The organism is Mycobacterium sp. SMC-4, from assembly GCF_050205565.1.
Taxonomy (GTDB): domain Bacteria; phylum Actinomycetota; class Actinomycetes; order Mycobacteriales; family Mycobacteriaceae; genus Mycobacterium.
In genome coordinates this window covers 18332-42038 of sequence record NZ_JBNMQU010000004.1, presented here as the reverse complement: position 1 = coordinate 42038, position 23707 = coordinate 18332, and the positions used below count along the sequence as shown (strand labels likewise).

24 protein-coding genes are annotated in these 23707 nt (G+C 67.8%); 13 read left to right on the top strand and 11 right to left on the bottom strand.

Annotated elements, in window-relative coordinates; all coding sequences use genetic code 11:
- Positions 1-88: 88 nt before the first annotated feature.
- From ACQI46_RS08955 to ACQI46_RS08935, 5 genes are all read right to left on the bottom strand, one after another.
- Positions 89-736 carry a sensor domain-containing protein gene (locus tag ACQI46_RS08955; RefSeq protein WP_427093635.1) on the bottom strand — a complete coding sequence of 216 codons (648 nt, stop codon included), beginning with the start codon at positions 734-736 and terminating at the stop codon, positions 89-91.
- Between the two features lies 1 nt (position 737).
- Positions 738-1166, bottom strand: a complete 429-nt coding sequence (locus ACQI46_RS08950) for an organic hydroperoxide resistance protein (RefSeq protein ID WP_427093634.1) — start codon at positions 1164-1166, stop codon at positions 738-740.
- Between the two features lie 147 nt (positions 1167-1313).
- On the bottom strand, positions 1314-2366 hold the full coding sequence (locus ACQI46_RS08945; protein ID WP_427093915.1) for a DUF4185 domain-containing protein: 1053 nt from the start codon (positions 2364-2366) through the stop codon (positions 1314-1316).
- 61 nt (positions 2367-2427) lie between these two features.
- Positions 2428-3477, bottom strand: a complete 1050-nt coding sequence (locus tag ACQI46_RS08940; protein WP_427093633.1) for an aspartate-semialdehyde dehydrogenase — start codon at positions 3475-3477, stop codon at positions 2428-2430.
- Position 3478: 1 nt separating this feature from the next.
- Entirely contained in the window at positions 3479-4744 is a 1266-nt protein-coding gene (locus ACQI46_RS08935) for an aspartate kinase (protein WP_427093632.1), read from the bottom strand.
- A gap of 86 nt (positions 4745-4830) precedes the next feature.
- Between ACQI46_RS08935 and ACQI46_RS08930 the strand changes: the two genes are divergently transcribed.
- The 8 genes from ACQI46_RS08930 to ACQI46_RS08895 all read left to right on the top strand — a co-directional run bounded on the left by ACQI46_RS08930 (position 4831) and on the right by ACQI46_RS08895 (position 13069).
- Positions 4831-5421 carry a nitroreductase family protein gene (locus tag ACQI46_RS08930; protein WP_427093631.1) on the top strand — a complete coding sequence of 197 codons (591 nt, stop codon included), beginning with the start codon at positions 4831-4833 and terminating at the stop codon, positions 5419-5421.
- Between the two features lie 103 nt (positions 5422-5524).
- Positions 5525-6778 carry an ammonium transporter gene (locus tag ACQI46_RS08925; RefSeq protein WP_427093630.1) on the top strand — a complete coding sequence of 418 codons (1254 nt, stop codon included), beginning with the start codon at positions 5525-5527 and terminating at the stop codon, positions 6776-6778.
- Positions 6779-6894: 116 nt separating this feature from the next.
- Entirely contained in the window at positions 6895-8205 is a 1311-nt protein-coding gene (glnT, locus tag ACQI46_RS08920) for a type III glutamate--ammonia ligase (RefSeq protein WP_427093629.1), read from the top strand.
- Positions 8206-8243: 38 nt separating this feature from the next.
- Positions 8244-9149, top strand: a complete 906-nt coding sequence (locus ACQI46_RS08915; protein ID WP_427093628.1) for a glutamine amidotransferase — start codon at positions 8244-8246, stop codon at positions 9147-9149.
- On the top strand, positions 9137-9832 hold the full coding sequence (locus ACQI46_RS08910; protein ID WP_427093627.1) for a protein glxC: 696 nt from the start codon (positions 9137-9139) through the stop codon (positions 9830-9832). Before ACQI46_RS08915 ends, ACQI46_RS08910 begins: the two co-directional genes overlap by 13 nt.
- Positions 9832-11187 carry an FMN-binding glutamate synthase family protein gene (locus ACQI46_RS08905; protein ID WP_427093626.1) on the top strand — a complete coding sequence of 452 codons (1356 nt, stop codon included), beginning with the start codon at positions 9832-9834 and terminating at the stop codon, positions 11185-11187. The genes ACQI46_RS08910 and ACQI46_RS08905 overlap by 1 nt, the downstream gene beginning before the upstream one ends.
- Positions 11184-12389: an NAD(P)/FAD-dependent oxidoreductase gene (locus ACQI46_RS08900; protein ID WP_427093625.1), complete on the top strand. Its 1206-nt coding sequence runs from the start codon at positions 11184-11186 to the stop codon at positions 12387-12389. The genes ACQI46_RS08905 and ACQI46_RS08900 overlap by 4 nt, the downstream gene beginning before the upstream one ends.
- Before the next feature lie 11 nt (positions 12390-12400).
- Positions 12401-13069: a helix-turn-helix domain-containing protein gene (locus ACQI46_RS08895; RefSeq protein WP_427093624.1), complete on the top strand. Its 669-nt coding sequence runs from the start codon at positions 12401-12403 to the stop codon at positions 13067-13069.
- A gap of 1 nt (position 13070) precedes the next feature.
- Here the strand turns inward: ACQI46_RS08895 and ACQI46_RS08890 are convergent, their stop codons facing one another.
- Genes ACQI46_RS08890 through ACQI46_RS08870 form a run of 5 tightly spaced genes read right to left on the bottom strand, consistent with a single transcriptional unit; the run spans position 13071 to position 17718 of the window.
- Complete coding sequence (locus ACQI46_RS08890) at positions 13071-14708, bottom strand: amidohydrolase (protein WP_427093623.1); 1638 nt, start codon at positions 14706-14708, stop codon at positions 13071-13073.
- Positions 14705-14998 (bottom strand): EthD family reductase, encoded by a 294-nt coding sequence (locus tag ACQI46_RS08885; RefSeq protein ID WP_427093622.1) that lies wholly within the window; start codon positions 14996-14998, stop codon positions 14705-14707. Before ACQI46_RS08885 ends, ACQI46_RS08890 begins: the two co-directional genes overlap by 4 nt.
- A 14-nt stretch (positions 14999-15012) precedes the next feature.
- A complete protein-coding gene (locus ACQI46_RS08880) occupies positions 15013-16470 on the bottom strand; it encodes a cytosine permease (RefSeq protein WP_427093621.1) in 1458 nt (485 codons plus the stop codon).
- The gene (locus tag ACQI46_RS08875; RefSeq protein ID WP_427093620.1) at positions 16467-16625 is read right to left on the bottom strand and encodes a hypothetical protein; all 159 of its coding nucleotides are present in this window, start codon (positions 16623-16625) and stop codon (positions 16467-16469) included. The genes ACQI46_RS08880 and ACQI46_RS08875 overlap by 4 nt, the downstream gene beginning before the upstream one ends.
- 22 nt (positions 16626-16647) lie before the next feature.
- A complete protein-coding gene (locus ACQI46_RS08870; protein WP_427093619.1) occupies positions 16648-17718 on the bottom strand; it encodes an LLM class flavin-dependent oxidoreductase in 1071 nt (356 codons plus the stop codon).
- An 89-nt stretch (positions 17719-17807) separates the two neighbouring features.
- Here ACQI46_RS08870 and ACQI46_RS08865 point away from each other — a divergent pair, with 89 nt between their 5' ends.
- Positions 17808-18848: an Lrp/AsnC family transcriptional regulator gene (locus tag ACQI46_RS08865; protein ID WP_427093618.1), complete on the top strand. Its 1041-nt coding sequence runs from the start codon at positions 17808-17810 to the stop codon at positions 18846-18848.
- On the opposite strand, the gene ACQI46_RS08860 is transcribed toward ACQI46_RS08865, so the two are convergent.
- Positions 18821-20308 (bottom strand): aldehyde dehydrogenase family protein, encoded by a 1488-nt coding sequence (locus ACQI46_RS08860; protein ID WP_427093617.1) that lies wholly within the window; start codon positions 20306-20308, stop codon positions 18821-18823. The genes ACQI46_RS08865 and ACQI46_RS08860 overlap by 28 nt on opposite strands.
- A 215-nt stretch (positions 20309-20523) precedes the next feature.
- Between ACQI46_RS08860 and ACQI46_RS08855 the strand changes: the two genes are divergently transcribed.
- The 4 genes from ACQI46_RS08855 to ACQI46_RS08840 are packed head-to-tail and all read left to right on the top strand — an operon-like array spanning position 20524 to position 23582.
- Positions 20524-21174, top strand: coding sequence for a 3,4-dihydroxy-2-butanone-4-phosphate synthase (locus ACQI46_RS08855; protein WP_427093616.1), 651 nt, complete (start codon positions 20524-20526; stop codon positions 21172-21174).
- Positions 21164-21589, top strand: a complete 426-nt coding sequence (locus ACQI46_RS08850; RefSeq protein ID WP_427093615.1) for an ester cyclase — start codon at positions 21164-21166, stop codon at positions 21587-21589. Before ACQI46_RS08855 ends, ACQI46_RS08850 begins: the two co-directional genes overlap by 11 nt.
- Positions 21589-22113, top strand: coding sequence for a flavin reductase family protein (locus ACQI46_RS08845; protein WP_427093614.1), 525 nt, complete (start codon positions 21589-21591; stop codon positions 22111-22113). Before ACQI46_RS08850 ends, ACQI46_RS08845 begins: the two co-directional genes overlap by 1 nt.
- Positions 22110-23582 (top strand): NAD-dependent succinate-semialdehyde dehydrogenase, encoded by a 1473-nt coding sequence (locus ACQI46_RS08840; RefSeq protein ID WP_427093613.1) that lies wholly within the window; start codon positions 22110-22112, stop codon positions 23580-23582. The genes ACQI46_RS08845 and ACQI46_RS08840 overlap by 4 nt, the downstream gene beginning before the upstream one ends.
- Positions 23583-23707: the final 125 nt, after the last annotated feature.

The window sequence follows — 23707 nt, the reverse complement described above, 5'->3', positions numbered from 1 at the left end:
TTCCGGGGTCGATCGATGCGTGGCTTCCATCTTGGGCGAAGGGACCGACAAGGTCGAAGGCTTTAATTCATCACCTGCGGATGACGGTTCACTGTCCGAGGGTGTTCTGCATCGCTCCGGCCAACACGTTGACCGCCGGGCCGCCGTTGCCGGGCTGGCACACCTTCGCTTGTAACAGCACGTTCTCGCGTTTGCGGGTGGTGACGAAGCAGCGTCGGTCGGTGTTTGCTTCCCGCTTCACCCAGTCGGCGTCGGCGGCGCCGGCCGGAGCGCCCGTGAAGGTCCACACCTGGGTGGTGAAGTTGTCCAGGTGCATTCCGGTGGTCTGTCCTGCGCAGCCGGTGGTGCGGTCGACGACGCGGCGGTACGCGCGGTCGGCGGCCTCGGTGGTGGCGAACACCCCGACCGCCTGTTTGACCAGGTGCGTCGTGTCCGTCGGCGAGGTCTGGGCGACCGCGCCGTTGAACGCGGCGAGGTCTGGGTCGTTGTACACCTCGGGCAGGCCGATGTCGGCCCAGTTGTTGCACACCGGGTTGTCGACCCAGAACGCCTGGAACGGACGCGCGAACGTGGACTCGAAGCCCATCCGCGCGCCGACGATGTTGCCCACCGAACCTTTCGGCAGCACCGCGTAATTCACCACGCCGGGGTCCGACGGGCGCGCCGCGGCCGGGGCAGCCGACAGCAGCGCCGCGGCGACGCCGAGCGTGGCGGCAGCGGCGAGTGCAGCCCGCACGTCAGACCTTCGCGCGCAGGGAGACGTCGATGTTGCCGCGCGTGGCCTTGGAGTACGGGCAGACGCCGTGCGCCTTCTCCATCAGGTCGTCGGCGGCGCTCTGCTCGAGACCGGGCAGGTAGCCGGTCAGTTCGACGGTCAGCCCGAAACCGCCGTCGTCACCCTTGCCGATGCCGACCTTGGCCGTGATCCCGCTGGCCTCGTCGAGCGTGACCTTCTCGTTCTTGGCGACCAGCCGCAGCGCCCCGAGGAAGCACGCGGCGTAGCCGGCCGAGAACAGCAGTTCGGGGTTGACCCCTTCCCCACTGCCGCCCATCTCCTTGGGCGGGCGGGTGTCGAGGTCGATCTTGCCGTCGGCCGATTTCACGTGGCCGTCGCGGCCGCCTCCGGTGGCGGTGGACTCTGCGGTGTAGACGACATCGATGCTCATCTTCTCGATCATGCCAAAGGTCGCTCGAGTCCCACAGGTCTCACGTATCTACGTTTTGCAGAGCCGCACTCGTACTTTCCCTGCAAATCGTGGATAGGTGGGGCCGCTGGGGCAACGCGTGCCTCGGGCAACCCGTGCAGCGAACGCTCACCACGGCTTGAACGGGTTCACCGCGTACTGGATGACCCGGTACGGGCTCCCGCCGCGCGGTGTGGTGTTCCACTGGCTGACGAACACGCGGACGTCGTCCAGAGTGGAGCGCGGCGAGATGTACCCGCCGTACGGTTGGGCCAGCCGGTTGTCCTGCGGCGGCGGCAGGATCTCCGCCTGCTCGGGCCACGGGGCGGCGACGACGACGGTCGTCACCGGCGCGACGCCCAGCTGGGTCGGGTTCTTGGCGACCCGGATCTCCATGTTGCCGGTGGTGGCGTTGAAGTAGGACAGCACCGCGGCGCCGTCGATCTGGCGGACGCTGATCTCGCCGATCCGGTCGGGCCACAGCGGCGCAGCCGGCCCGCCCCAGTCGGTGCCGGTCCAGCCCTGCCAGGCGGCGCGGTCGGTGAACTCGTCAGGGGTGGCGCGATACAGCGACACCGGCCCGCTGCGGTCGAAGTTGTTGGCCAGGATGTAGACCCATCCGCGCGCTGATTCGGCCGTCGGGATCGGGTCGTAGTAGCCGCTGATCTGCGACTGGGCGCCGCCGGCGAACCCCGCCTCGCGCAGCGATCCGGGCACGGTCGCCCAACGGGTCTGGCCCGCAACGGCTTTCACCAGCCGGGAGCTCTGCGGACGGAGTTCCCGGGTGGTGGTCACCATCAGGTAGTTCTCGCGGTTGATCTCGATGACGCCGGCGGGCAGCTGCGAAGCCCCGGGCGGTGCCGGGTCGGCCAGCAGAGGATCGAAGACGCCGGTGACGCCGTCGTAGCGCACCTCACCCTCGTCGAGTGACTCGCCGACCACGTGCAGCGCGATCGGCGAGAACCAGCCGCCGAATCCCACGCCCTGGCCGGCGAAGCTGTCTCCGCACACCTGCAGGGTCCCGCTGGGGAACTCCATGAACTCGCACAGATCCGTCGCGCCGATACCGTAATCCGCTGTCGCGGTCCCGGTTCCCGCCGCCGGCGCCAAGCGCAGCACCTGCCCGGGCAGCAGCGGCGGAACCTGGACCGGTGTCGCCCCCGCCACGGGCCCCGCCGCCATTGCACTCCACACACAGAGCACCGCCAGGATGCCGCGCGGGATGCTGTCTCGGCGCAAGGTTTCAGAGGCTTGCGGCCAACAGCTCGGCGATCTGAATGGTGTTGAGCGCCGCACCCTTTCGCAGGTTGTCGCTGGATACGAACAACGCGAGGCCCCGACCGTCGGGCACCCCCGGGTCCTGCCGGATGCGTCCCACCAGCGACTCGTCGGCGCCGGCGGCGGCCAGGGGTGTCGGTACGTCGACCAGCGTCACGCCCGGTGCCGCGGCCAGGATCTCGGTGGCGCGCTGCACCGAAATGGGCTGGGTGAACTCGACATTCAGCGACAGCGAATGCCCGGTGTAGACCGGGACGCGCACGCAGGTGCCGGACACCGCGAGTTCCGGGATACCCAGGATCTTGCGGCTCTCGTTGCGCAGCTTCTGATCCTCGTCGGTCTCACCGGAGCCGTCGTCGACCAGCGACCCGGCCAGCGGAACCACGTTGAACGCGATCGGCGCGACGTACTTGTCCGGAGCCGGGAAGTCCACGGCGCGTCCGTCGTGCACCAGGTCGCGGCTGTCGGAGACGACCGCACTGGCCTGACCGAAGAGCTCTTCCACGCCGGCCAGCCCGCTGCCCGACACGGCCTGATAGGTCGAGGCGATCATGCGGGTCAGCCCTGCTTCGTCGTGCAACGGCTTGAGCACCGGCATCGCAGCCATGGTGGTGCAGTTCGGGTTGGCGATGATGCCCTTGGGCAGCGAGCGCACGCGCGGCGCGACGTCGCGTTCGAAGTTGACCTCCGACACCACCAGCGGAACGTCGGGATCTTTGCGCCACGCCGAGGAGTTGTCCACCACCACGGCGCCGGCGGCGGCGAAGCGGGGCGCCTGCACCCGCGACATCGTCGCCCCGGCCGAGAACAGGGCGATGTCGAGTCCGGACGGATCGGCAGTCTCGGAGTCCTCGACCTCGATTTCCTGTCCGCGGAATTCCAGCTTCTTGCCGGCCGAGCGCGCCGACGCGAAGAATCGGACCTCGTCGGCGGGAAAGTTGCGCTGTTCCAACAGGGTTCGCATGACCTGGCCGACCTGGCCGGTCGCCCCCACCACACCTACGGACAGTCCCATGTCAGCGCCCCGTTCCGGCGTAGACGACGGCTTCTTCCTCGCCACCGAGACCGAACGCCTCGTGCAGCGCGGCGACCGCGCGGTCGAGTTCGGTGTCCTTGATCAGCACCGAGATCCGGATCTCGGAAGTCGAGATGAGGTCGATGTTGATGCCCGCCTTGGCCAGGGCCTCACAGAACGTCGCCGTGACGCCCGGATGCGACCGCATGCCGGCGCCGATCAGCGACACCTTGCCGATCAGGTCGTCGTAGAGCACCCGGGTGAAGCCGATCTCGTCCTGCAGCGAGACGAGCTTCTCTACCGCGCCCGGTCCGCTTTCGCGCGAGCAGGTGAAGGTGATGTCGGTCTTGCCGTCCTCGATCTTCGAGATGTTCTGCAGCACCATGTCGATGTTGACGTCGGCTTCGGCGAGCGCGCGGAACACGCGCGCGGCGTAGCCGGGCACGTCGGGCAGGCCGACCACCGTGACCTTCGCCTCGCCGCGGTCGTGGGCGACTCCGGTGAGGATGGCGTCTTCCATGGGGATGTCCTCCATCGATCCTGTGACGAGCGTTCCGGGCTTGTCGGAGTACGACGACCGGACGTGGATGGGCAGGTTGAAGCGGCGGGCGTATTCGACGCAGCGCAGCATGAGCACCTTGGCGCCGGCCGCGGCCATCTCGAGCATCTCTTCGAACGAGACGGTGTCGAGCTTGTGGGCGTTGGGGACGATGCGCGGGTCGGCTGTGTAGACGCCGTCGACGTCGGTGTAGATCTCGCACACGTCGGCGCCCAGCGCCGCGGCGACCGCGACGGCGGTGGTGTCCGAGCCGCCCCGGCCCAGCGTGGTGACGTCTTTGGTGTCCTGGCTGACGCCCTGGAAGCCGGCGACCAGAACGATCTGGCCCTCGTCGAGTGCGGCGCGCAGACGCGTGGGGGTGACGTCGATGATCTTGGCGTTGCCGTGGATGCCGGTGGTCACGACGCCGGCTTGGGATCCCGTGAACGAGCGGGCTTGGGCGCCGAGCGACTCGATGGCCATGGCGACCAGTGCGTTGGAGATCCGCTCGCCGGCGGTCAGCAGCATGTCGAGTTCGCGGGCCGGGGGTGCCGGGCTGACCTGTTTGGCCAGGTCGAGGAGTTCATCGGTGGTGTCGCCCATCGCCGAGACGACGACGACGACGTCGTGGCCGGCCTTCTTCGTTTCGACGATTCGCTCGGCCACGCGGCGGATACGTTCGGCGTCGGACACCGAGGATCCGCCGTACTTCTGCACCACGAGCGCCACTGCACGACCCTTCCGGAAGCTTTGGAGATCCCATAAAGGATAGAGGTTGGACGCGAGTGGTTTCTTCCGCCGGTAGCGTGCGGCAGGTGGTTGAGGACCCGTCTGGCCGTCGGGCGCACACCGAGGTCGGCATTCATCCGCCGATCGCTGCGCGGTGGAGTCCGCGGGCGTTCGATCCGGACGCGACGCTGGAGCGCACTGACCTGCTGGCACTGCTGGAGGCCGCGCGGTGGGCCGCGACCTGGGGCGGGCGGCAGCCGGTGCGGTTCCTGGTCGGCCGGCGCGGCGACGAGACCTTCGTCACCATCGCTGCGACGCTGCGCCGCGGCAACAGCTACGCGCGGGCGGCGAGCGCACTGATCGTGTTGTGCGTCGACGAGGGCGAGGACGAACGCACCGCGCTCTACAGCGCCGTCGACGTCGGCGCCGCGATGGCGAACCTGTCGATCGAAGCGGTGGCGCGGGGGCTTGCCGTGCATCCGATGGCGGGCTTCGATCCCGTCGCGCTGCACCGCGACCTGGAACTGGGTGAACTACGGCCGTTGGTGGTCGTGGCGGTGGGTCGTCTGGGCGACTACGACGCCGTCGCGCCGGAGATGGCCGAGCGGGACCGCCGCCCGCGCGAGCGGCTGCCGTTGAGCGACATCGTGCTGAACTGGCCGCTCGGCGACGCCTGACGATTTACCGGTCCGCAACAAAGCAGGACCGCCTCTGTAACAGAAACGGCGGTAACTGTCAGTGAACGGCTCGTCCGTGGAGCCGCACACTGCAGGAGATTCTATGGATACAGGGACGACGGCGTTCATACTCTGTTGTGTCATCGGCCTGACGCTGATGATTCCCGGCCTCGCGCTGTTCTACGGCGGCATGGTGTCGGTCAAGAGCTCGACGAACATGATGATGATGACGTTCGGCGCCGTCGCGCTTGTCGGCGTGCTGTGGGTTCTGTTCGGGTTCTCGATGGTGTTCGGGACCTCGTACGGGGGCTTCGTCGGCGACGTCACCGAGTTCCTCGGCATGACCGATCTGCTCGAGCCGATGACCACGGTCGACGGATTACCGATCAGTTTGTTCGCGGTCTTCCAGGCGCTGTTCGCCGCGATCACCGTCGCGCTGATCTCCGGCGCGGTGGCCGACCGGATGAAGTTCGGTGCGTGGATGACGTTCGCCGCGCTGTGGGCGGTGCTGGTGTACTTCCCCGTCGCGCACTGGGTGTTCGCGTTCGACGGTGTGGTCACCGAGGACTCCGTGGGCGGCTGGATCGCCAACACCCTGGGTGCCGCTGACTTCGCCGGCGGCACCGCCGTGCACATCAACTCCGGTGCCGCGGCACTGGCGGTCGCCATCGTGCTCGGCAAGTCCGCGCTCTTCGGCCAGTTGCGTAAGCCGCACAACGTGCCGTTGACCCTGCTCGGCGCCGGGCTGCTGTGGGCCGGCTGGTATGCGTTCAACGGCGGATCCGCTCTGGCCGCAGGTAATTCGGCAGCGATCGTGATGGTCACGACGTTCGCGGCGACCTGTGCGGCGGTGTTGGCCTGGCTGGCGGTCGAGAAGTTCCGCGACGGTCATGTCACCGGCGTGGGTGCCGCCTCGGGCGCGATCTCGGGTCTGGTCGCCATCACCCCGGCGTGCGGCGCGGTCACACCGGTGGGCGCGATCCTCGTCGGTGCCATCGCCGGCGCGGTGTGCGTCTACGCGGTCGCGCTGAAGTCCCGCTTCGGATATGACGACACGCTCGACGTGGTCGGCGTGCACCTCGTCGGCGGCGTCGTGGGCACCCTGCTGGTCGGCTTCTTCGCCAGTGAAGGCATGCCCAACGGCATCAACGGTCTGTTCTACGGCGGCGGCTTCGACCAGCTGTGGCGGCAGGCCGTCGCGGCGGGCGCGGTGATGGCGTACTCGTTCGCGATCGCGTTCGTCATCGCGTTCGTACTGAAAAAGACGATCGGCATACGTATCTCGCCGGATGAAGAGGAACAGGGCATCGATGCCAAGTTCCACCGGGAGTCGTCGTACGACATGCAACCGGCCTGACCGGTTGCCACGGCCGGTGCTGGTCCCGTTCGGGCCGGCGCCGGCCGTTTCGACATGCGCGCTGTTTCATGCAGTGATACGTTGATTCACACCAAGAGACCTGAAGGTGGTTGTCCATGCCTCGTGACCTCGCTAGCCTCGCCGAGGAGTCCGGGACGAAGTTCATCCTGGCGTTGTTCGTCGATCTTCGTGGAAAGCCCTGCGCCAAGCTGGTTCCCGTTGAAGCGGTGGATCAGTTGGCCACCGAGGGAGTCGGTTTCGCCGGCTATGCGGTCGGCGCCATGGGTCAGGAGCCCAAGGATCCCGATCTGATGGCGATGCCCGATCCGGAGTCGTTCACCCCCGTGCCGTTCCTCAAAGACGGCCTGGCGATCGTGCACTGCGACCCGCACGTCAGCGGCGCGCCGTGGCCGTACGCTCCGCGCGTCATCCTCAAGTCGTTGATCCAGCGCTGCAGCGACGCCGGCTACGAACCGTGGATCGGTGCCGAGGTCGAGTATTTCCTGTTGCGCCGCAACGGCGACGGCAGTGTGGTGGTGGCCGACGCGGCCGACACCGCCGCCCAACCGTGCTACGACGCGCGGGGGGTGACGCGGATGTATGACCACCTCACCGCGGTGTCCACCGCGATGAACCAACTGGGCTGGTCCAACTACGCCAACGACCACGAGGACGGCAACGGTCAGTTCGAGCAGAACTTCAAGTTCGCCGACGCGTTGACCACCGCCGACCGCGTCGTCACGCTGCGCTACCTGCTGTCGATGATCGCCGCCGAGCGAGGCATGGTCGCCACCTTCATGCCGAAACCGTTCTCCGACAAGACCGGAAGCGGACTGCACCTGCACCTGTCGTTGACCAGTGGCGGCACGCCGGTGTTCCCCGGCGATGTTCCCGACGAGCGCGGCCTCGGATTGTCTGCCGCCGCTTATGGTTTCATCGGCGGAATCCTCGAGCACGCGTGCGCGCTGCAAGCGGTCATCGCACCGACGGTCAACTCCTACAAGCGCACCGGCGCGACATCGACCGCCTCCGGCGCATCGTGGGCACCCCGGCTGCCGACTTACGGCGGCAATGACCGCACCCACTACATCCGGGTGCCCGACAGCGACCGTATCGAACTGCGCGGCGGTGACGGCGCCGCCAACCCGTATCTGGCGATCGCGGCGACCCTGGGCGCCGGCCTGGACGGCATCAAGCGCAGCACCGACCCGGGCGCGGTCGGTGGCGGGGTCAGCGCCCGCACGCTGCCGCTCACCCTGCTGCACGCGATCGAGGCGTTCGAAGAGGATCCGCTGGTCACCGGAGTGCTCGACACCGCCGGTGACGGAGTGGCCGAGTACTTCGCGAAGGTCAAGCGCGACGAGTTCTTCGCCTACCACAGCAGCGTCAGCCCGTGGGAGATCGACCACTACCTGACCGCGTTCTGACCGACTTCAGATACACCGAAACCGAAGGGAATCAACACATGTGCGGGATCGTCGGGTTACACCTGCGGAGCCCCGACCTCTATCCGCAGCTCGGGGAACTTCTCACGGGAATGCTCTGCGAGATGGGTGATCGGGGCAGCGACTCGGCCGGCGTCGCCGTCTACGGCGATCCGACATGGTCCCCGCCGGGCCGCGGGTGCGTGTCGGTGATCGACCTCGCCGAGCCCGCCGATACCGGCGGATCGGTGATCCCGGCACTGTCGGAGGCGCTGGGCAGCGGCGTCGACGCCGTCACCGTCGACGGCAGCTACCTGCTTTCGGCGGACGTCGAGTCGGAAACCCTGCTGGCCGCGGTGCGGGCGACGTACCCGGACGCACTCATCGGTGGCTTCGGCGCCGACCTCGCGGTCCTCAAGGGCGTCGGCCATCCCCGCGCACTGACCGACCGTTGGGGTTTGGCCGGGGCGCAGGGCTGGCAGGGCGTGGGACACACCCGCATGGCCACCGAGTCCGCGGTGACTCCTGCGGGCTGCCACCCCTACGCGGTCGGGGAAGGCCAGTGCATGGTGCACAACGGCTCGTTCGCCAACCACGCGACCATCCGCCGTGAATTGCGCGCCGCGGGTGTGGTTTTCGACAGCGAGAACGACACGGAGGTAGGCGCCCGGTTCATCGCCGCACAGCTCGCCGACGGCCGCGACGTGGAGACGGCGCTCAAACAGCTGTGCGCGACCTTCGACGGGTTCTACACCCTGCTGGTGTCCAATCGCGACTCCTTCGCGGTGGTGCGCGACGCGATCGCCTGTAAACCGGCCGTGATCGCCGAGACCGACGACTGGGTCGCGATGGGCAGCGAGTACCGCGCGCTGGCCGGCTTGCCCGGTGTCGAGAAAGCCCGCATCTGGGAACCCGAGCCCGAGGTGGTGTACGCATGGACGCGTTGAAGAAGCCCACCCGCTTCGACCTCCGCGAAACCTTGTTACGCGACGTCAACACCGCACTGCACGCCCCGGATCTGCAGGGTGACTTCGTCATCGCGAACCCGGCCGGCGCACACAATGTCGCCGTCGGGCTCAACGCACCGGTGCGGGTCACCGTCGACGGGCACGTCGGCTACTACGCCGCCGGCATGAACCAGCACGCCGAGGTCGTCATCGACGGCAACGCCGGCACCGGCGTCGCCGAGAACATGATGAGCGGTTCGGTGTGGGTCAAAGGCAACGCCTCGCAGTCCGCCGGCGCGACCGCGCACGGCGGCCTGCTGGTGATCGAAGGCGACGCCGCGGCACGCTGCGGCATCTCGATGAAGGGCGTCGACATCGTGGTGGGCGGCAACGTCGGCCACATGAGCGCCTTCATGGCCCAGGCCGGCCGGCTGGTGATCCGCGGGGACGCCGGTGAGGCCCTCGGTGACTCGATATACGAGGCCCGCCTGTACGTGCGCGGCGACGTCGCCTCGCTCGGCGCGGACTGCGTCGCCAAACCGATGCGTGAAGAGCACCACCGTGAGCTCGAATTGCTGCTCAAGAACGCCGGATTCGAGGGAGACGACACCCGCTCCTACACCCGCTACGGGTCAGCCCGCACCCTCTATCACTTCCACGTCGACAATGCGAGTGCCTACTGATGACCTACACCAGCGATGACCGGGCCCGTCTGGGGCTCCGTGAGTCAGCCACCTTCGACCGTGCCACGATCGCGGCGATCCAGCGTGCCGCCGACACCGGGATCTACGACATTCGCGGCTGGGGCGCCAAGCGCCCGCTGCCGCATTTCGACGATCTGCTGTTCCTGGGCGCGTCGATGTCGCGATACCCCCTGGAGGGTTACCGCGAACGCTGCGCCACCGATGTGGTGCTCGGCGACCGGTTCGCCAAACATCCGCTGCACCTGGAGATCCCGGTGACCATCGCGGGAATGAGCTTCGGCGCGCTGTCCGGGCCGGCCAAGGAGGCGCTCGGCCGCGGGGCCAGCGAAGCCGGGACGTCGACGACCACCGGCGACGGTGGGATGACGCCGGAGGAACGCGGGCAAAGCAAGTACCTGGTGTACCAGTACCTGCCGTCGCGCTACGGCATGAACCCCGACGACCTGCGCAAGGCCGATGCGATCGAGGTCGTGCTCGGACAAGGCGCCAAACCCGGTGGCGGCGGAATGCTGTTGGGGCAGAAGATCTCCGAGCGGGTTGCGGCGATGCGTACCCTGCCGGAGGGCATCGACCAGCGCAGTGCGTGCCGGCACCCGGACTGGACCGGGCCCGACGACCTGACCATCAAGATCAACGAACTTCGCGAGATCACCGACTGGGAGAAGCCGATCTACGTCAAGGTCGGCGCCACCCGCACCTATTACGACGTCAAGCTCGCGGTGCACGCCGGCGCCGACGTGGTGGTGGTCGACGGCATGCAGGGCGGCACCGCCGCCACCCAGGAGGTGTTCATCGAGCACGTCGGCATTCCGACCCTGGCTGCGATCCCGCAGGCGGTGCAGGCTCTCCAAGAGCTCGGGGTGCATAGGAGCGGAGCGACGGGAAGGAAAGGAGTGCAGCTCATCGTGTCCGGCGGGATCCGCAACGGCGCGGATGTCGCCAAGGCGCTGGCGCTGGGCGCCGACGCGGTCGCCATCGGCACCGCGGCGCTGATCGCGCTCGGTGACAACCATCCCCGTCACGCCGCCGAATACGAAAAGCTCGGCAGCGCAGCCGGTTTCTTCGACGACTTCCAGGACGGTCGCGATCCGGCAGGTATCAGCACCCAGGATCCCGAGCTGGCCGCCCGCTTCGACCCGGTCGAAGGTGGGCGGCGACTGGCCAACTACCTGCGGGTGCTCACCATGGAGGCGCAGACCATCGCGCGCGCCTGCGGCAAGTCGCACGTGTGCCACCTCGAACCCGACGACCTGGTCGCGGTCAGCATCGAGGCCGCCGCGATGGCGCGGGTGCCGCTGGCCGGCACCAACTGGATTCCGGGGGCCGGACTGTGAGCAGCACCGCTGACGTCGTCATCGTCGGTGGCGGGCTCGAAGGGTGCGCGGCGGCCTGGGCGCTGGCCGAGCGTGGTGTCACCGACGTCGTCGTCGCCGAACGCAACACCGTCGGCTCCGGCATGACCGGCAAGTCCAGCGGCATCGTGCGCTGCCACTACGGGGTCAGCTCGCTGGCCGCGATGGCCGCTGTCGGGTTGGAGGTCTTCGAAGCCGCCGACGACATCTTCGGCACCGACATCGGTTTCCGCCAGACCGGGTACGTCGTCGGCGTCGGCGAACCCAACGTCGACGCACTACGCAAAAGCCTTGCCGCCCAACGTGCCGTGGGGGTCGACACCGAGGAGATGGACAAGTCCGAAGTGGCGGCGCTGTGGCCGTACGCCGATCTGACCCCGTTCGCCGCGTTCGGCTGGGAGGCGCGCGGCGGTTACGGCGATGCGTATCAGACCGCGCAGGCGTTCTCGATATCCGCGCGTGCCGCGGGCGCCAGGGTGCGCCAGGGCACCGCGGTCGCCGGACTGCAGGTGGACGGAGACCGCGTCACCGGGGTGCGGCTGGCCGACGGCACCGAGATCAGCGCAGGCACCGTGGTGGTCGCGACCGGGGCGTGGTCGCGACCGTTCCTGGCGCCGTACGGCGTCGACGTACCGATCCGGGTCGTGCGCGAGCAGATCGTGATGATCGACCCGGGCATCGACGAGGCGGCAGTCGGGCGTCTGCCGGTGTTCTCCGACCTCGTGGCACTGCAGTACGTGCGACCCGAGGTCGGAGGGGAGATCCTGTTCGGCAACAGCGACCTGCCGAGTTACGGCGCCATCGACGAGGCCGATCCGGACGACTACCTCAATCGGGCCGACGACGCGTTCATCGACCTGACCGTGGACAAGGTCGGCACCCGGTTCCCCGGCTTCGCGGAGGCGTCGATCTCGAGCAGCTACGCCGGCTGCTACGACGTCACGCCCGACTGGAACCCGGTGATCTCGCACACCCACCTGGACAACCTGGTGGTGGCCGCCGGCTTCAGCGGCCATGGCTTCAAGATCGCCCCGGCAGTCGGTCGGCTGGTCGCCGACCTGGTCATCGACGGGTACAGCCGGGATCCGCGGATTCCCGCGTCGGACTTCCGGCTGACCCGGTTCGCCGACGGTGAACCGCTGGTCACGCCGTACCCGTATGTGGGGGCGGGCCAGATGCGTTAGACAGGGAACCTGTGTCCCCTCGCGAGAAACCCGGTCACCACGACGCGCTGCTGCGCAACACGTCGGGCACTGCACGTGACCGCGATCCGGCGGCCCCGGTCGAAGAGCTCGAGATCGAGGCGGCCATCGGCCGCAACGTGCGGCTGCTGCGCCAGCAGCAGGGGCTGACGGTCGCCGAGACGGCGGCCCGGGTCGGCATCTCGAAGGCGATGATGAGCAAGATCGAGAACGCTCAGACCTCGTGCAGCCTGTCGACCCTGGCGCTACTGGCCAAGGGCTTCGACGTCCCGGTGACCAGTTTGTTCCGCGGCGCCGACGTGGAGCGGCCCGCGGCGTTCACCAAGGCCGGCGCCGGTGCGCGCATCGTGCGGGAAGGCACGCGCGAAGGCCACGAGTACCAGCTGCTCGGCTCGCTGCGCGGCGAGCACAAGCGGCTGGAGTGCCTGGAGGTCACGCTGTCGGGCAAGAGCCAGACCTACCCGCTGTTCCAGCATCCCGGCACCGAGTTCCTCTACATGCTCGAAGGCGTCATGGACTACAGCCACAGCCGCTCGGTGTACCGGCTGCATCCCGGCGATTCGCTGCAGATCGACGGCGAGGGCGCGCACGGGCCCGTCGACCTGATCGAGGTGCCGATCCGCTTCCTGTCGGTGATCGCGTTCCCGGACTCGCAGGTCTGACTCAGCGTCTGCTGTGCACGTGCTCCCCGCCGAGGTACACCTCGTCGACCTGCACGTCGAGCAGGTTCGCGGTCTCCAGCGGATTGCGGTCCACGGCGACGAGGTCGGCGAGCTTGCCCGGCTCCAGGGTCCCGCGCGTCGTTTCCTCGCCCAGGGCGTACGCCCCGCCGACGGTGTGCATCCGAAGGGCTTGATACACGCTGACGCCTTCGTCGGGACCGAGCGGCTGATCGTGGAATGTGCGCCTGTTGACGGCGCTGGCGATGCTCAGGAACGGGTTGGTCTGCCCGATCTCCGAACCGACCCACACATCCGAACTTCCGGACACCGGCCATGAGTCGGCGATCATCCGGCGCAGCGGGAATTGGCGTTCGCGGCTGTAGTCGCCGACGTACTCGGGCAGGAACTCCGCGAAGTTGTAGATGAACACCGGCTGCGGAACGGGCACGATTCCGGCCTTCGTCCAGGCGCTGCTCAGCGTCTCGTAGTCCGGCACGAAGTTGCCCGCATGCTCGACGCGGATGCGCGGACCGTCCGCGGCGCGTTCCACCGCGGCCAGCGCGTGGCACACCTCCAGCTGGGCCCGGTCTCCGTTGGCGTGCACCGCCAACTGCAGCCCGGCGGCCTGAGTGCGCCGCGCCAGCTCCACGATCTGCTCGGTGGACAGGGCCACCTCGCCGCAGTTGTGTCCGCCGTCATGGGCGTACGGACGGGTCAGCGCCGCGCGCGCAGCGGAATAGCCGCCGTCGGCGAACGCCTTCACCCCGACGATCGACAGCCGGGACGGGTCGCTGCGCAGCTGCGCCCACTGCCGGTGGTCACAGGCCTCTTCGAGGGACACGGTGCCCGGCGTCCACAGGTAGACGTGGATCCGCGCGGCCATCCGGCCCGCCGCGATGGCATCGTCGTACACCCGCAGTCCGCCGTCGACGGTGTCGGAGATCTCGCCGATCGTGGTCACCCCGTTGGCGGTGAACAACTCGGCGATCCCACGCTCGACCGCGACGCGGATCTCGTCGGGGTTCAGCTTGGGCAGCGGCAGCAGCTTGTCCATCTCGGTGACCACACCGGTGGGACGGCCTGCGGCATCCCGCTGCACCGACGGCTTGCCGGTGACGCTGTAGTCGACGGCACGGTACTGCTCGTCGATGCCGCTGAGCTCCATCGCCTTGCTGTTCAGGATGCTGAGGTGTCCCCCGGCCCGGATGACGATCGCCAGATCGGTGCTGACCGAGTCGAGTTCGTCGCGGGTGGGGAAGCGCCGGTCCTCGAGTTTCTGGTCGAAGAACAGGTTGGCCTGGGCCACGAGCCAACCGTCGCGAGCCCGATCCCGCTGACTGCGCAGTGCGTCGAGCACCGCCGCGATGTTCGGGCAGCCCGGTGCGCGCACATCGGCCATCTCGTAGACGGCCTTGGCGGCCACTTCGGCGTGCGCATGGGGATCGACGAAGCCGGGCATCAGTGTGCGGTGGCCCAGATCCACGACGCGGGCGTCCTGCGGTGTGGCGGCGTCGAGGGCAGCCGCGGGAAGGACCGCCTCGATCCGACCGTCCTTGACGAGAACACCGCCGGGCCCGTCGAATTCGTTGCCGGTCATCGCCAGCACGGCGGCGGCCCGCAGGATGGTGACGGCGCTCAACGCCCGTCACCTCGGTCGACGTTGAGCACCGTCACGCCCGCATGCGCGAAGTTGCCCAGGTCGTCGACCGCGGCGACGCCCGCCGCAGACTCCATCGACGCGGCAGCCTCGGCGGCGTTGTCGTACGTCATGCGCGCCACGAGGTAGACGTCACCGTCGACGACCTTGCCCCAGGCGAATTCGCGTAGGTTCGGTAGCTCGTCGACCAGGGGGATGTGCGTGTTGCGGTAGTGCGCGTCGAACGCTTCGGGGTCGGCGGGACGGTTGTAGAGAACGATCACGTCATGCATGGGAAGACCTTTCGTCAATCTGAGGTGCTGGTAAGCGTTTTCGGGGTCGTCTCGCCGACGGTCGCGTCGCGGTAGCCGCCGATGCCGCGCGGGCGCAGGAACAACACGACGCCCACCACGTACACCGACCCGGCGACCAACGCGGCCGGGAACGTCGCGGTCAGGTACTGGAACGGACTGCGGTAGACATAGGTGACCGGGTCGAGCAGGTACATGTAGGTCACCACACCCGCGGCGAACGCGACGAACCCGACGGGGTTGAAACCGGCGAAGTAGTGGTACTTGGACGAACGGTCCGACAGGTACAGCGACAGCACGTCGTAACGCTGGTTGCGCAGCAGATACCAGTCCGCGATCTGGATGCCGCACATCGGCGCGAAGGCCACACCGAGGAACGCCAGGAAGATCGCGAAGAACGAGTCCGCCGACTGCGCGAAGAGCGCGACGACGACCATGACCGGGATCGACACCAGGAAGATCGTCATCTGCCACGACAGCCTCTCGGCCCGCGGGATCTGGCGCACCGCCAGGCTGGACGCGTAGATGCCCATCATCGCCGTTCCCACGTTGGCCACCAGCAGGAACATCAGCATCAGCCCGCCGACGAGCGCACCGCCCTGGCTCAGCAGGAACGAGGTCGGATCGCCGGCGGAATCGGTGACCACCAGACCGGTGTACAGCCCGGTGAGCGATCCGAGGCCGACGCCGAGACCGAACCCGATCACCACCGGCCACAACGACGCGCGCGCACTGGGATTGGTGCGCACGATCGCACCGATGTAGGCCCACCAGGACAGGTTGCTGGCGATCAGGACCTCCATGGCGCTGGTCCAGTTGCCCGCCGTCCCGTCGTACGCGGCCAGCGGTACCGCGTCCAAGACGCCCCGCAGGCCCACCCGCTGCAGGAGCAGCAGCAGCACGACCAGACTCATCACGGCGACCATGACGGCGATGACGGGTCCGCGGCTGCGGACGTACTCGGGACCTTTGCGAATCAGCGCGAGAACCAGAAACACCGCGAGAACACCGACGACGGCGACGCACAATCCGTGGTAGCGGCGGTCCATCACGCCGAACGACACGAGCAGTTCGGCGATCGCACGGCCCTTGTAGATGAACAGGATCACCGTCCAGCCCATCGCCGAGCAGTAGACCAGCAGCATCGACACATACGATCCGCGGTGCCCGAACTGGGCACGGCTGGCCACCACCGAGTCGATGCCGTACTTCGAGCACATCGGCAACGTCGCCAGCGTGACCAGCAGAATGCCCAACAGGGATCCCGCCAGGATGGCCAAGGTGCCCGACGAGGCACTCAGGTAGTACGAGACGAAACCCCCGATGCTGAAGCACCAGGTGGCCATCGCGGCGGAGAAGGCGGCCAGGAAGATGGCCACTTTCCCGAAACCTCGCTCGCTGCGCAACAGCGGCCAGCCGTTCTCCTCGGCCAGCTTGTAATCCCCGACGCTCACAGGAGGACGCCGAACACGAGGATCAACGCGGGGATGGCAATGGTCACGACGGCGAGCAGCGCATAGTCGCTCGCGGTCAGAGCCGCGCCCTGATTCGCCTCATCGGCTATCGCCTGGCAGCGGCTCAACAACTCGGGTGGCAATCGGTCGGACATGGTGTCGGCTTTCTCTGACTTGCTACTTGCCTGCGTGGGCAGGGTCGACGACAGGGATGACCTCGTGGCCGATCAGCTCGAGGGAGCGCTTGATGTTCTCGTGGCCGACACCGTCGATCCGCAGGAGCACCTCGTCGATTCCCATCGCCTCGACACGGCGGATCCGCTCGATGAAATCATCGGGGGTGCCGATCATGACCGACGGGGTGTAGCTGCACAGCCAGTCGAGATCGTCCTGGTGCTCGATCAAGGCCTCGAGAGTGTCCAGGTAGGTGTAACCCGGGTTCTTCGACAACGGGATGTAGAGGTTCAGGATGAACTTGAAGTATTCCATCGCGATGTCGCGGGCCGTCGACAGAGCTTCCTCGCGGGTCTCGGCGCAGTAGGCGGTCGCGACGTAGAGGCCGCGGTAGTCGTTGGGCGCCGCGACCGTCGAGTGGTCGGCTCCGTCGAAGGCGGTCCGGTAGGCGTCCAGGCACTCCTGCAGATAGTCGAACCCGAAGTAGTTGTCGAAGGTGATCGCACCGATGCCGCGGACGCCGGCGTTGGTGTGGGTCTGCGCGCTCGACGCCGCCACCGACACCGCCGGATGGGGCTTCGTGTACGGCTTGGGCACGACCTCGACCGACGGGATCTGCCAGACCGGCCCGTCGTGTTCGAGCTTCTCGGCGGTCATCGCCTTCATCAGCACGTCCATCCCGTCCTCCCACTGGTCGCGGGTCTCGGACGGGTCGACGCCGAACGCGCCCAGGGTGGTGAGGTTGTTCGACCGCGCGGTGCAGACCTCGGCCCGTCCCCGGGAAACGATGTCGAGGGTGGCCAGCCGCTCAGCCACCAGGATCGGGTGGTTCCACTTGAGCATCACCGACGCCATGGTGCGCAGCTTGATCCGGCTGGTCCGCATCGCGATCGCCGAATAGAGCACCTCGGGTGCTGCGACCGAGAAGCTCGGCGGGCTGAAGTGCTGCTCGGAGGTGCCCCAGGTGGAGAACCCGAGTTCGTCGGCCAGGATCACCTCGTCGATGAGCTGGTGGTAGCGGTCATAGGCCGTGGTTCCGGTCAGATCGCCTTCTTGCAGTAGTCCTACGCGCATCGCGTGGTCCCTTCCTGGTGGTGGTGTTTGCGTCCGTCGCGTGTCGCGACGTCTTGTAGTGTTTTCGGCATGTCGCGAAAGTCGGGGCGGTGACGGGAGTCCGCGGTGGTTCCGGTCTGGAGATCGCCCAGACGCTGCAATCCGACACGCACACCACCGATCTGGACGCCACCGACCTCGAGCTGATCGCCCTGCTTCAGCTCGACGGCCGGATGCCGTACACCGAACTCGCGCGGCGGATGCAGGTCACCGAGAAGACGGTTCGCCGGCGTGTCTCGCGACTGCTCGACTCGCGCTACATCACCATCGCCGCGGTGACGGACCCCGCTTCGCTCGGATTTCATTGCCTTGCATTGGTTCTGATCACCGTCGACGGCACCCGCCTGCCGATGGACATCGCCGATGAACTCGTCTCGGTGCCGGAGATCGACTATGTCACAGTCACTTCCGGCCCTTTTGCCATCCAGGCCGAAGTGGTGTGCACCGACAAGCAGCAGTTGTACGACACCGCCTTCGGCGCGATCGGCGCGGTGGCCGGTGTCGGGTCCGTGGAGATCCTGCCCTACCTGCGGTTGCACTATCAGCAAGCCAGGTTCGCCGGGCCCGACCGCGGCACGGCCATCGACGGTGTGCGTCCCAATCCGCTGGATTCCGTCGACCGCGCCGTCGTGGCACATCTCGCGGCCGACGGTCGTGCTGCGTTCCGCGACATCGCATCGGGGCTGGGGGTGTCCGAGGCGACGGTGCGGTTGCGCTACGCCAAGCTCGTCGAGTCCCGCGCCGTGCGGGTGATGTGCATCGTCAACCCGCTGCGACTGGGATACCGGTTCACCAGTTGGGTGGGAATCAAGCTGGGCGTACGAGGGCGTGCCGAAGACGTCGCCGAGGCGCTCACGCGACTGAACGCGGTGTCCTATGTGGCGATCACCGCCGGCCGGTTCGACGTGCTCGCCGAGGTCGCGACCGAGACGGGTGAATCGCTGTTGTCGGTGTTGGACAACGAGATTCGTCTCATCGAAGGAGTGGCGTCCGTCGAGTCGTGGATGTATCTCACGCTGTTCTACAAAGCCATCCGCCCTCGACGGCCGGCTTCGACCGCCGATCACGACAACGACATCCAGACGGTCTGAGTGTCGAGGTACTTCTCCAGACCCTCGGGTCCGCAGTCCCTCCCGATGCCCGAGCTCTTGACGCCGCCGAACGGGGCCGCGGCGTTGTAGTCGGCGTAGGTGTTGACCCACACGAGGCCGGCCTGCAGCCGATGCGCCACGGTGTGGGCCTTGCGTGCATCGTTGGTCCAAACGCCGGCGGTCAAACCGTAGTTGCCGCCGTTGGCACGGGGCAGCAACTCCTCGACGGAATCGAAAGGCTGGATGACCAGAACGGGTCCGAAGATCTCTTCTGCGACAACGGGATCGGTGTCGCTGGGATCGACGACAGCGGTGGGCTCGAGGAAGTAGCCGGAACCGGAAAGGCGTGAACCGCCGAATTCGACATGCCCCGTCGTCCCCTCGACGGTGTCGAGGTAACGCTCGACCTTCTCACGGTGCTCGGCCGACACCAGCGGCCCCATCGTGACGTCGCGGTCAAGTGCGGGCCCGACGACGAGGGAACGGGCGTGCCCGGCCACGATGTCGAGCACGTCGTCGACCACCGAGCGTTCGACCATCAGCCGGGAGCCGCTGAAACAGACCTGCCCTGAATAGAAGAACGCCGTCACCGCAGCTGCCGCGGCGGCTTTCGCGATGTCCGCGTCGGCGAAGATGACGTGGGGATTCTTGCCACCCAACTCCAGTGAGATGTGCTTGAGCGACCTCCCGGCCTCCGCGCCGAGATGTCGGCCGACGCGCTCGGATCCGGTGAACGAGATCTTCGCGATCCCGGGGTGGGAGATCAGTTCCTGACCGGTGGTGGCGCCGGTGCCCGTCACCACATTCAACGTTCCGGCGGGCAAGCCTGCTTCGAGTGCCAGTTCGGCCAGCCGCAGGGACGACAGGGAGGTCAGCTCGGAAGGCTTGAGCACCACGGTATTTCCCGCTGCCAGCGCGGGTGCGACCTTGATCGCGGCTTGACAGAACGGGAAGTTCCACGGGGTGATCGCGGCGACCACGCCGAGCGGAACCTTACGGGTGTAGACGTGACTGTCCGGCGTGTTGACCGGAACCACCGCGCCGGTCAGCTTGGTCGGCCAACCCGCGTAGTACCGGAACTGTTCGACGGCCAGCGGGATGTCGACAGCCTCGACGTACGACACCGGCTTGCCGCCCTCGAGCGCGTCGTACTCGGCGAGCTCGGTCGCGTGGGCTTCGATCAGATCGGCCAGTCGGTTCAGCGCGGCCTCGCGCTGGCCCGGCAACAGGGCACCCCATTCACCGGCGAACGCGTCGGCCGCCGACCGTACTGCCGCGTCCACGATGCCGGCACCGCTGTCGGCGACGGTGGTGATGGCCTGGCCGGTTGACGGGTCGACGGTGGTCAGACCCTCGCCTGTCAGCTCGAGGCGCTCGCCGTGCACCACTCCACCGTGAACGCCGGCCACGAAAGCGCGCGCGCTCTCGCTGGAGAGGCTCTGGGATGCCGCGGTTGTCACGATCTGGCTCCTCGATGTCGACGTGATCTCGCCCCGAGCCACACCGGTTCGGAACGACGGTCACGTTATGCGTTAAATCACTCTGGATCAAGACCGTTTTTCGTATCTCAGATGATTTACATGACCGGAATGCGTTACATTCGGTTTACCGGCGCCTGCGTTGGGACTCACTGTCCCGCCGGCGGCCGATCTCCACGACGACGAGGGGAACCTCCATGACGATGGTCGCCGACCTGCCGGAACGCCGTGCGCCCGCCGGCCGGAACGAACTGGCGCCGCTGTTCAGCCACTCGGTCGGCGCCGCCCTGCGACAGGGCGAACCGGCGGTCCTGTTGGACCACCCCGGCGGCGCGGTGCTCGTCCAGCCCGCCGCCACCGTCACCGCGGCATCGCTGCATTTCGCCATCCGCCACTCGAGCGGACTGATCCACGCAGCGATGCCGAGCGCAGATCTGGACCGCCTACGCATCCCCGACCAGCCGGTGCTCTCCATCGAGGACCGCGGCACCGGCTTCACCGTCGCGGTCGACGCAGCCGCGGGTATCGGAACCGGCATCTCGGCCGCGGATCGTGCGCACACGCTCCGGGTTCTCGCCGATCCGGGGACCGCTCCTGCGGACCTGATCCGGCCCGGGCACGTGCTGCCGATCCGCTGCAGCGACGACGGCTACGCCGGTCGCCGACGGGTGTGGGAGCTGGCCGTGGACTTCGTGCGTGCAGCGGGTCACGCCCCGGTGGCCATGGCGTGCCGCCTCGTCGACGACGACGGCGACATCCTGACCCGCGATGCCGCCGTCGAGTTCGGGTTCACCCACCGCATCGCGATATCACCCGGCACAGCCGGCGGGAGCCGAGATGCACGCTGAGACAGCTCGATCCGTCGACTTGGCGGTCCGCGCCGCCCAGCACATCTGGAACACCGGCCGCGTCGATGAGCTCGACGTGCTGCTGACCCACGACTACGTGCGGCACGGGCGGATCGGCGACACCTCCGCGGAGGCCCTCAAGAAGTCGATTCTGTTGGCACGCACAGCGTTCCCGGACCTGCGCACCACCATCGAACACATCGTCGCCGACGGCGATCTCGTCGCCACCCACTGGCGCAGCACCGGCACTCATTCCGGCCCCTTCTACGATCTGCCGGTCACCGGCAGACCGGTGGTGGTCACGGGCATGACGTTCTCCCGGGTAGCCGACGGCCGCATCGCCGAGGAGTGGGAGAACTGGGACCACACAGACCTTTTCGCCAGTCTCGGCGTCGTGAACCTATGGGAGGCGTGATGACCACCGACACCGAGGTATCGCCCGAACAACAGATCAAGGCGTTCCACCGCAAGTTCGCCACCGGGGTCACCGTCGTCACGACGATGGACGACGGCCGCCCGCGCGGGCTCGCGGTGAACGCGTTCAGCAGCGTCACGGTCTCTCCGGCGACGATCCTGGTGTGCGTGGCCAGGTCCTCGTCCACTCACGACGTGCTGTTCCGGGCGACCAGGTTCGCGGTGAACCTGCTCGCGCACGATCAGATCGACGTCGCGGCCCGATTCGCGACCAAGTCCGACGACAAGTTCGCCGGCCTGGCGTGGCACCCGGGACCGCACGGCATGCCGGTCCTCGCCGGCTCCTGTGCACATCTGGAGGCCGAGATCAGTACCCGGGTGCGAACCTCCTCGCACACCGTGTTCTTCGGCGATGTGCTCAGCGCGCAGGCGGCGGACTCGGCGCCGTTGATCTACGCCGACGCTCGGTTCTACGACGGCTCCGCCCTGCAACTCGCCACGACCGGACAGGAAAAACCCCAGTGAGCAACGTATCCCAGGCCGGTCCGATCGATGCGGCCCCCAGACTGCTCTTCCTCGGCGGTGATTGGATACCCGCCGAGGAAGAGCGCACCATGTCGGTGCAGGACCCCGCGACCGGCCGGATCATCGCGGAGGTCGCCGATGCATCGCCGGCCGACGGCAGGCGCGCTCTCGAGGCCGCGGTGCGCGCCCAGAGCACCTGGCGGCATGCCTCTCCGAGGCAGCGCAGCGACATCCTCACCGAGTCGCGCCGAATCCTGTTGGCCCGCATCGACGATGTCGCTGTGGTGATCACCAGCGAGATGGGCAAGCCGATCGAGGAAGCCCGGGGCGAGGTCCGGTACGCCACGGAGTATCTGCGGTGGTTCGCCGAGGAGGCCGTTCGTATCGACGGCCGCTACCAGACCAACCCGGATGGCAACAGCCGCTCGGTGGTGTCTGCCTCCGCAGTCGGCCCGTGCGTGCTCATCACGCCGTGGAACTTCCCGCTGGCCATGGCGGCTCGCAAGATCGCCCCCGCGGTCGCCGCGGGCTGCACGATGATCCACAAGCCGGCCCCGCAGACACCGTTGACGGCGCTGCTGCTCGCCGACATCCTCCGCGAGGCCGGACTGCCGCCCGGTGTGCTGAACACGCTGCCGACGTCACGCGCCGGTGAACTGACCGAGCCTCTGCTGCGCAGCGGCACCGTTCGCAAACTGTCGTTCACCGGCTCGACCGCGGTCGGCAAGAAGCTCATGGAGCAGGCCGCCTCGACAGTGCTGAGGACCTCGATGGAACTCGGCGGGAACGCGCCGTTCATCGTGTTCCCCGACGCCGACCTCGACCTCGTGGTGGCCGAGGCGATGCGCGCCAAGATGCGCAACATGGGCGAGGCCTGCACCGCGGCCAACCGGTTCTTCGTCCACGCCGATGTGCTCGACGAGTTCTCCGCCCGGCTGGCCGAGGCGATGACCACGCAGGTGGTCGGGCCGGGTCTCGATCCGGCCTCCCAGGTCGGGCCGCTGATCGACGCCGCCAGCCGCGACAAGGTCGCCGGCCTCGTGGACGGCGCCGTCGCCCTGGGCGCCCGCGCCGTCACCGCACCCGACGTCCCCGATACCGGCTTCTTCTATCCGCCCACGGTGCTCACCGGGGTCGCCGACGACAGCGAAATCTGCCGTCAGGAAATCTTCGGTCCCGTCGCGGCGCTGCGGCCGTTCACCGACACCGCCGAGGTGGTGGCGGCAGCCAACGCGACACCCTGGGGTCTGGCCGGCTACCTGTTCACCGAGAATCTGGACACCGCGATGGCCGTCAGCGATGCCCTCGAACTGGGGATGGTCGGGCTCAACACCGGCCTGGTGTCCGACCCCGCGACCCCGTTCGGCGGCGTCAAGGAATCCGGTCTGGGACGGGAAGGCGGCCACGCCGGCATCGACGAATACCTGGTCACCAAGCTGGTCACGACGCCGATTCGCGCCAGGTTCTGACCGGTTTGGCCGTCGCGACCGGCGCGAGTACAGTGTTTCGGGTGCAGCGGGTGCTCCTTCTCGGACGCCGCGACGGGGTCTGATCCAGACCGGCCTCCCGTCGCGGGTGTTCGCGATGCGCCGGT

Excerpts from the sequence above, each read along its gene's own strand:
- ACQI46_RS08910 (WP_427093627.1), top strand. The coding sequence starts at position 9,137 with ATGGACGCGTTGAAGAAGCCCACCCGCTTCGACCTCCGCGAAACCTTG.
- ACQI46_RS08925 (WP_427093630.1), top strand. The coding sequence starts at position 5,525 with ATGGATACAGGGACGACGGCGTTCATACTCTGTTGTGTCATCGGCCTG.
- glnT (WP_427093629.1), top strand. The coding sequence starts at position 6,895 with ATGCCTCGTGACCTCGCTAGCCTCGCCGAGGAGTCCGGGACGAAGTTC.
- ACQI46_RS08915 (WP_427093628.1), top strand. The coding sequence starts at position 8,244 with ATGTGCGGGATCGTCGGGTTACACCTGCGGAGCCCCGACCTCTATCCG.
- ACQI46_RS08855 (WP_427093616.1), top strand. The coding sequence starts at position 20,524 with ATGACGATGGTCGCCGACCTGCCGGAACGCCGTGCGCCCGCCGGCCGG.
- ACQI46_RS08870 (WP_427093619.1), bottom strand. The coding sequence starts at position 17,718 with ATGCGCGTAGGACTACTGCAAGAAGGCGATCTGACCGGAACCACGGCC.
- ACQI46_RS08875 (WP_427093620.1), bottom strand. The coding sequence starts at position 16,625 with ATGTCCGACCGATTGCCACCCGAGTTGTTGAGCCGCTGCCAGGCGATA.
- ACQI46_RS08885 (WP_427093622.1), bottom strand. The coding sequence starts at position 14,998 with ATGCATGACGTGATCGTTCTCTACAACCGTCCCGCCGACCCCGAAGCG.
- ACQI46_RS08850 (WP_427093615.1), top strand. The coding sequence starts at position 21,164 with ATGCACGCTGAGACAGCTCGATCCGTCGACTTGGCGGTCCGCGCCGCC.
- ACQI46_RS08940 (WP_427093633.1), bottom strand. The coding sequence starts at position 3,477 with ATGGGACTGTCCGTAGGTGTGGTGGGGGCGACCGGCCAGGTCGGCCAG.
- ACQI46_RS08945 (WP_427093915.1), bottom strand. The coding sequence starts at position 2,366 with ATGGCGGCGGGGCCCGTGGCGGGGGCGACACCGGTCCAGGTTCCGCCG.
- ACQI46_RS08950 (WP_427093634.1), bottom strand. The coding sequence starts at position 1,166 with ATGAGCATCGATGTCGTCTACACCGCAGAGTCCACCGCCACCGGAGGC.
- ACQI46_RS08905 (WP_427093626.1), top strand. The coding sequence starts at position 9,832 with ATGACCTACACCAGCGATGACCGGGCCCGTCTGGGGCTCCGTGAGTCA.
- ACQI46_RS08845 (WP_427093614.1), top strand. The coding sequence starts at position 21,589 with ATGACCACCGACACCGAGGTATCGCCCGAACAACAGATCAAGGCGTTC.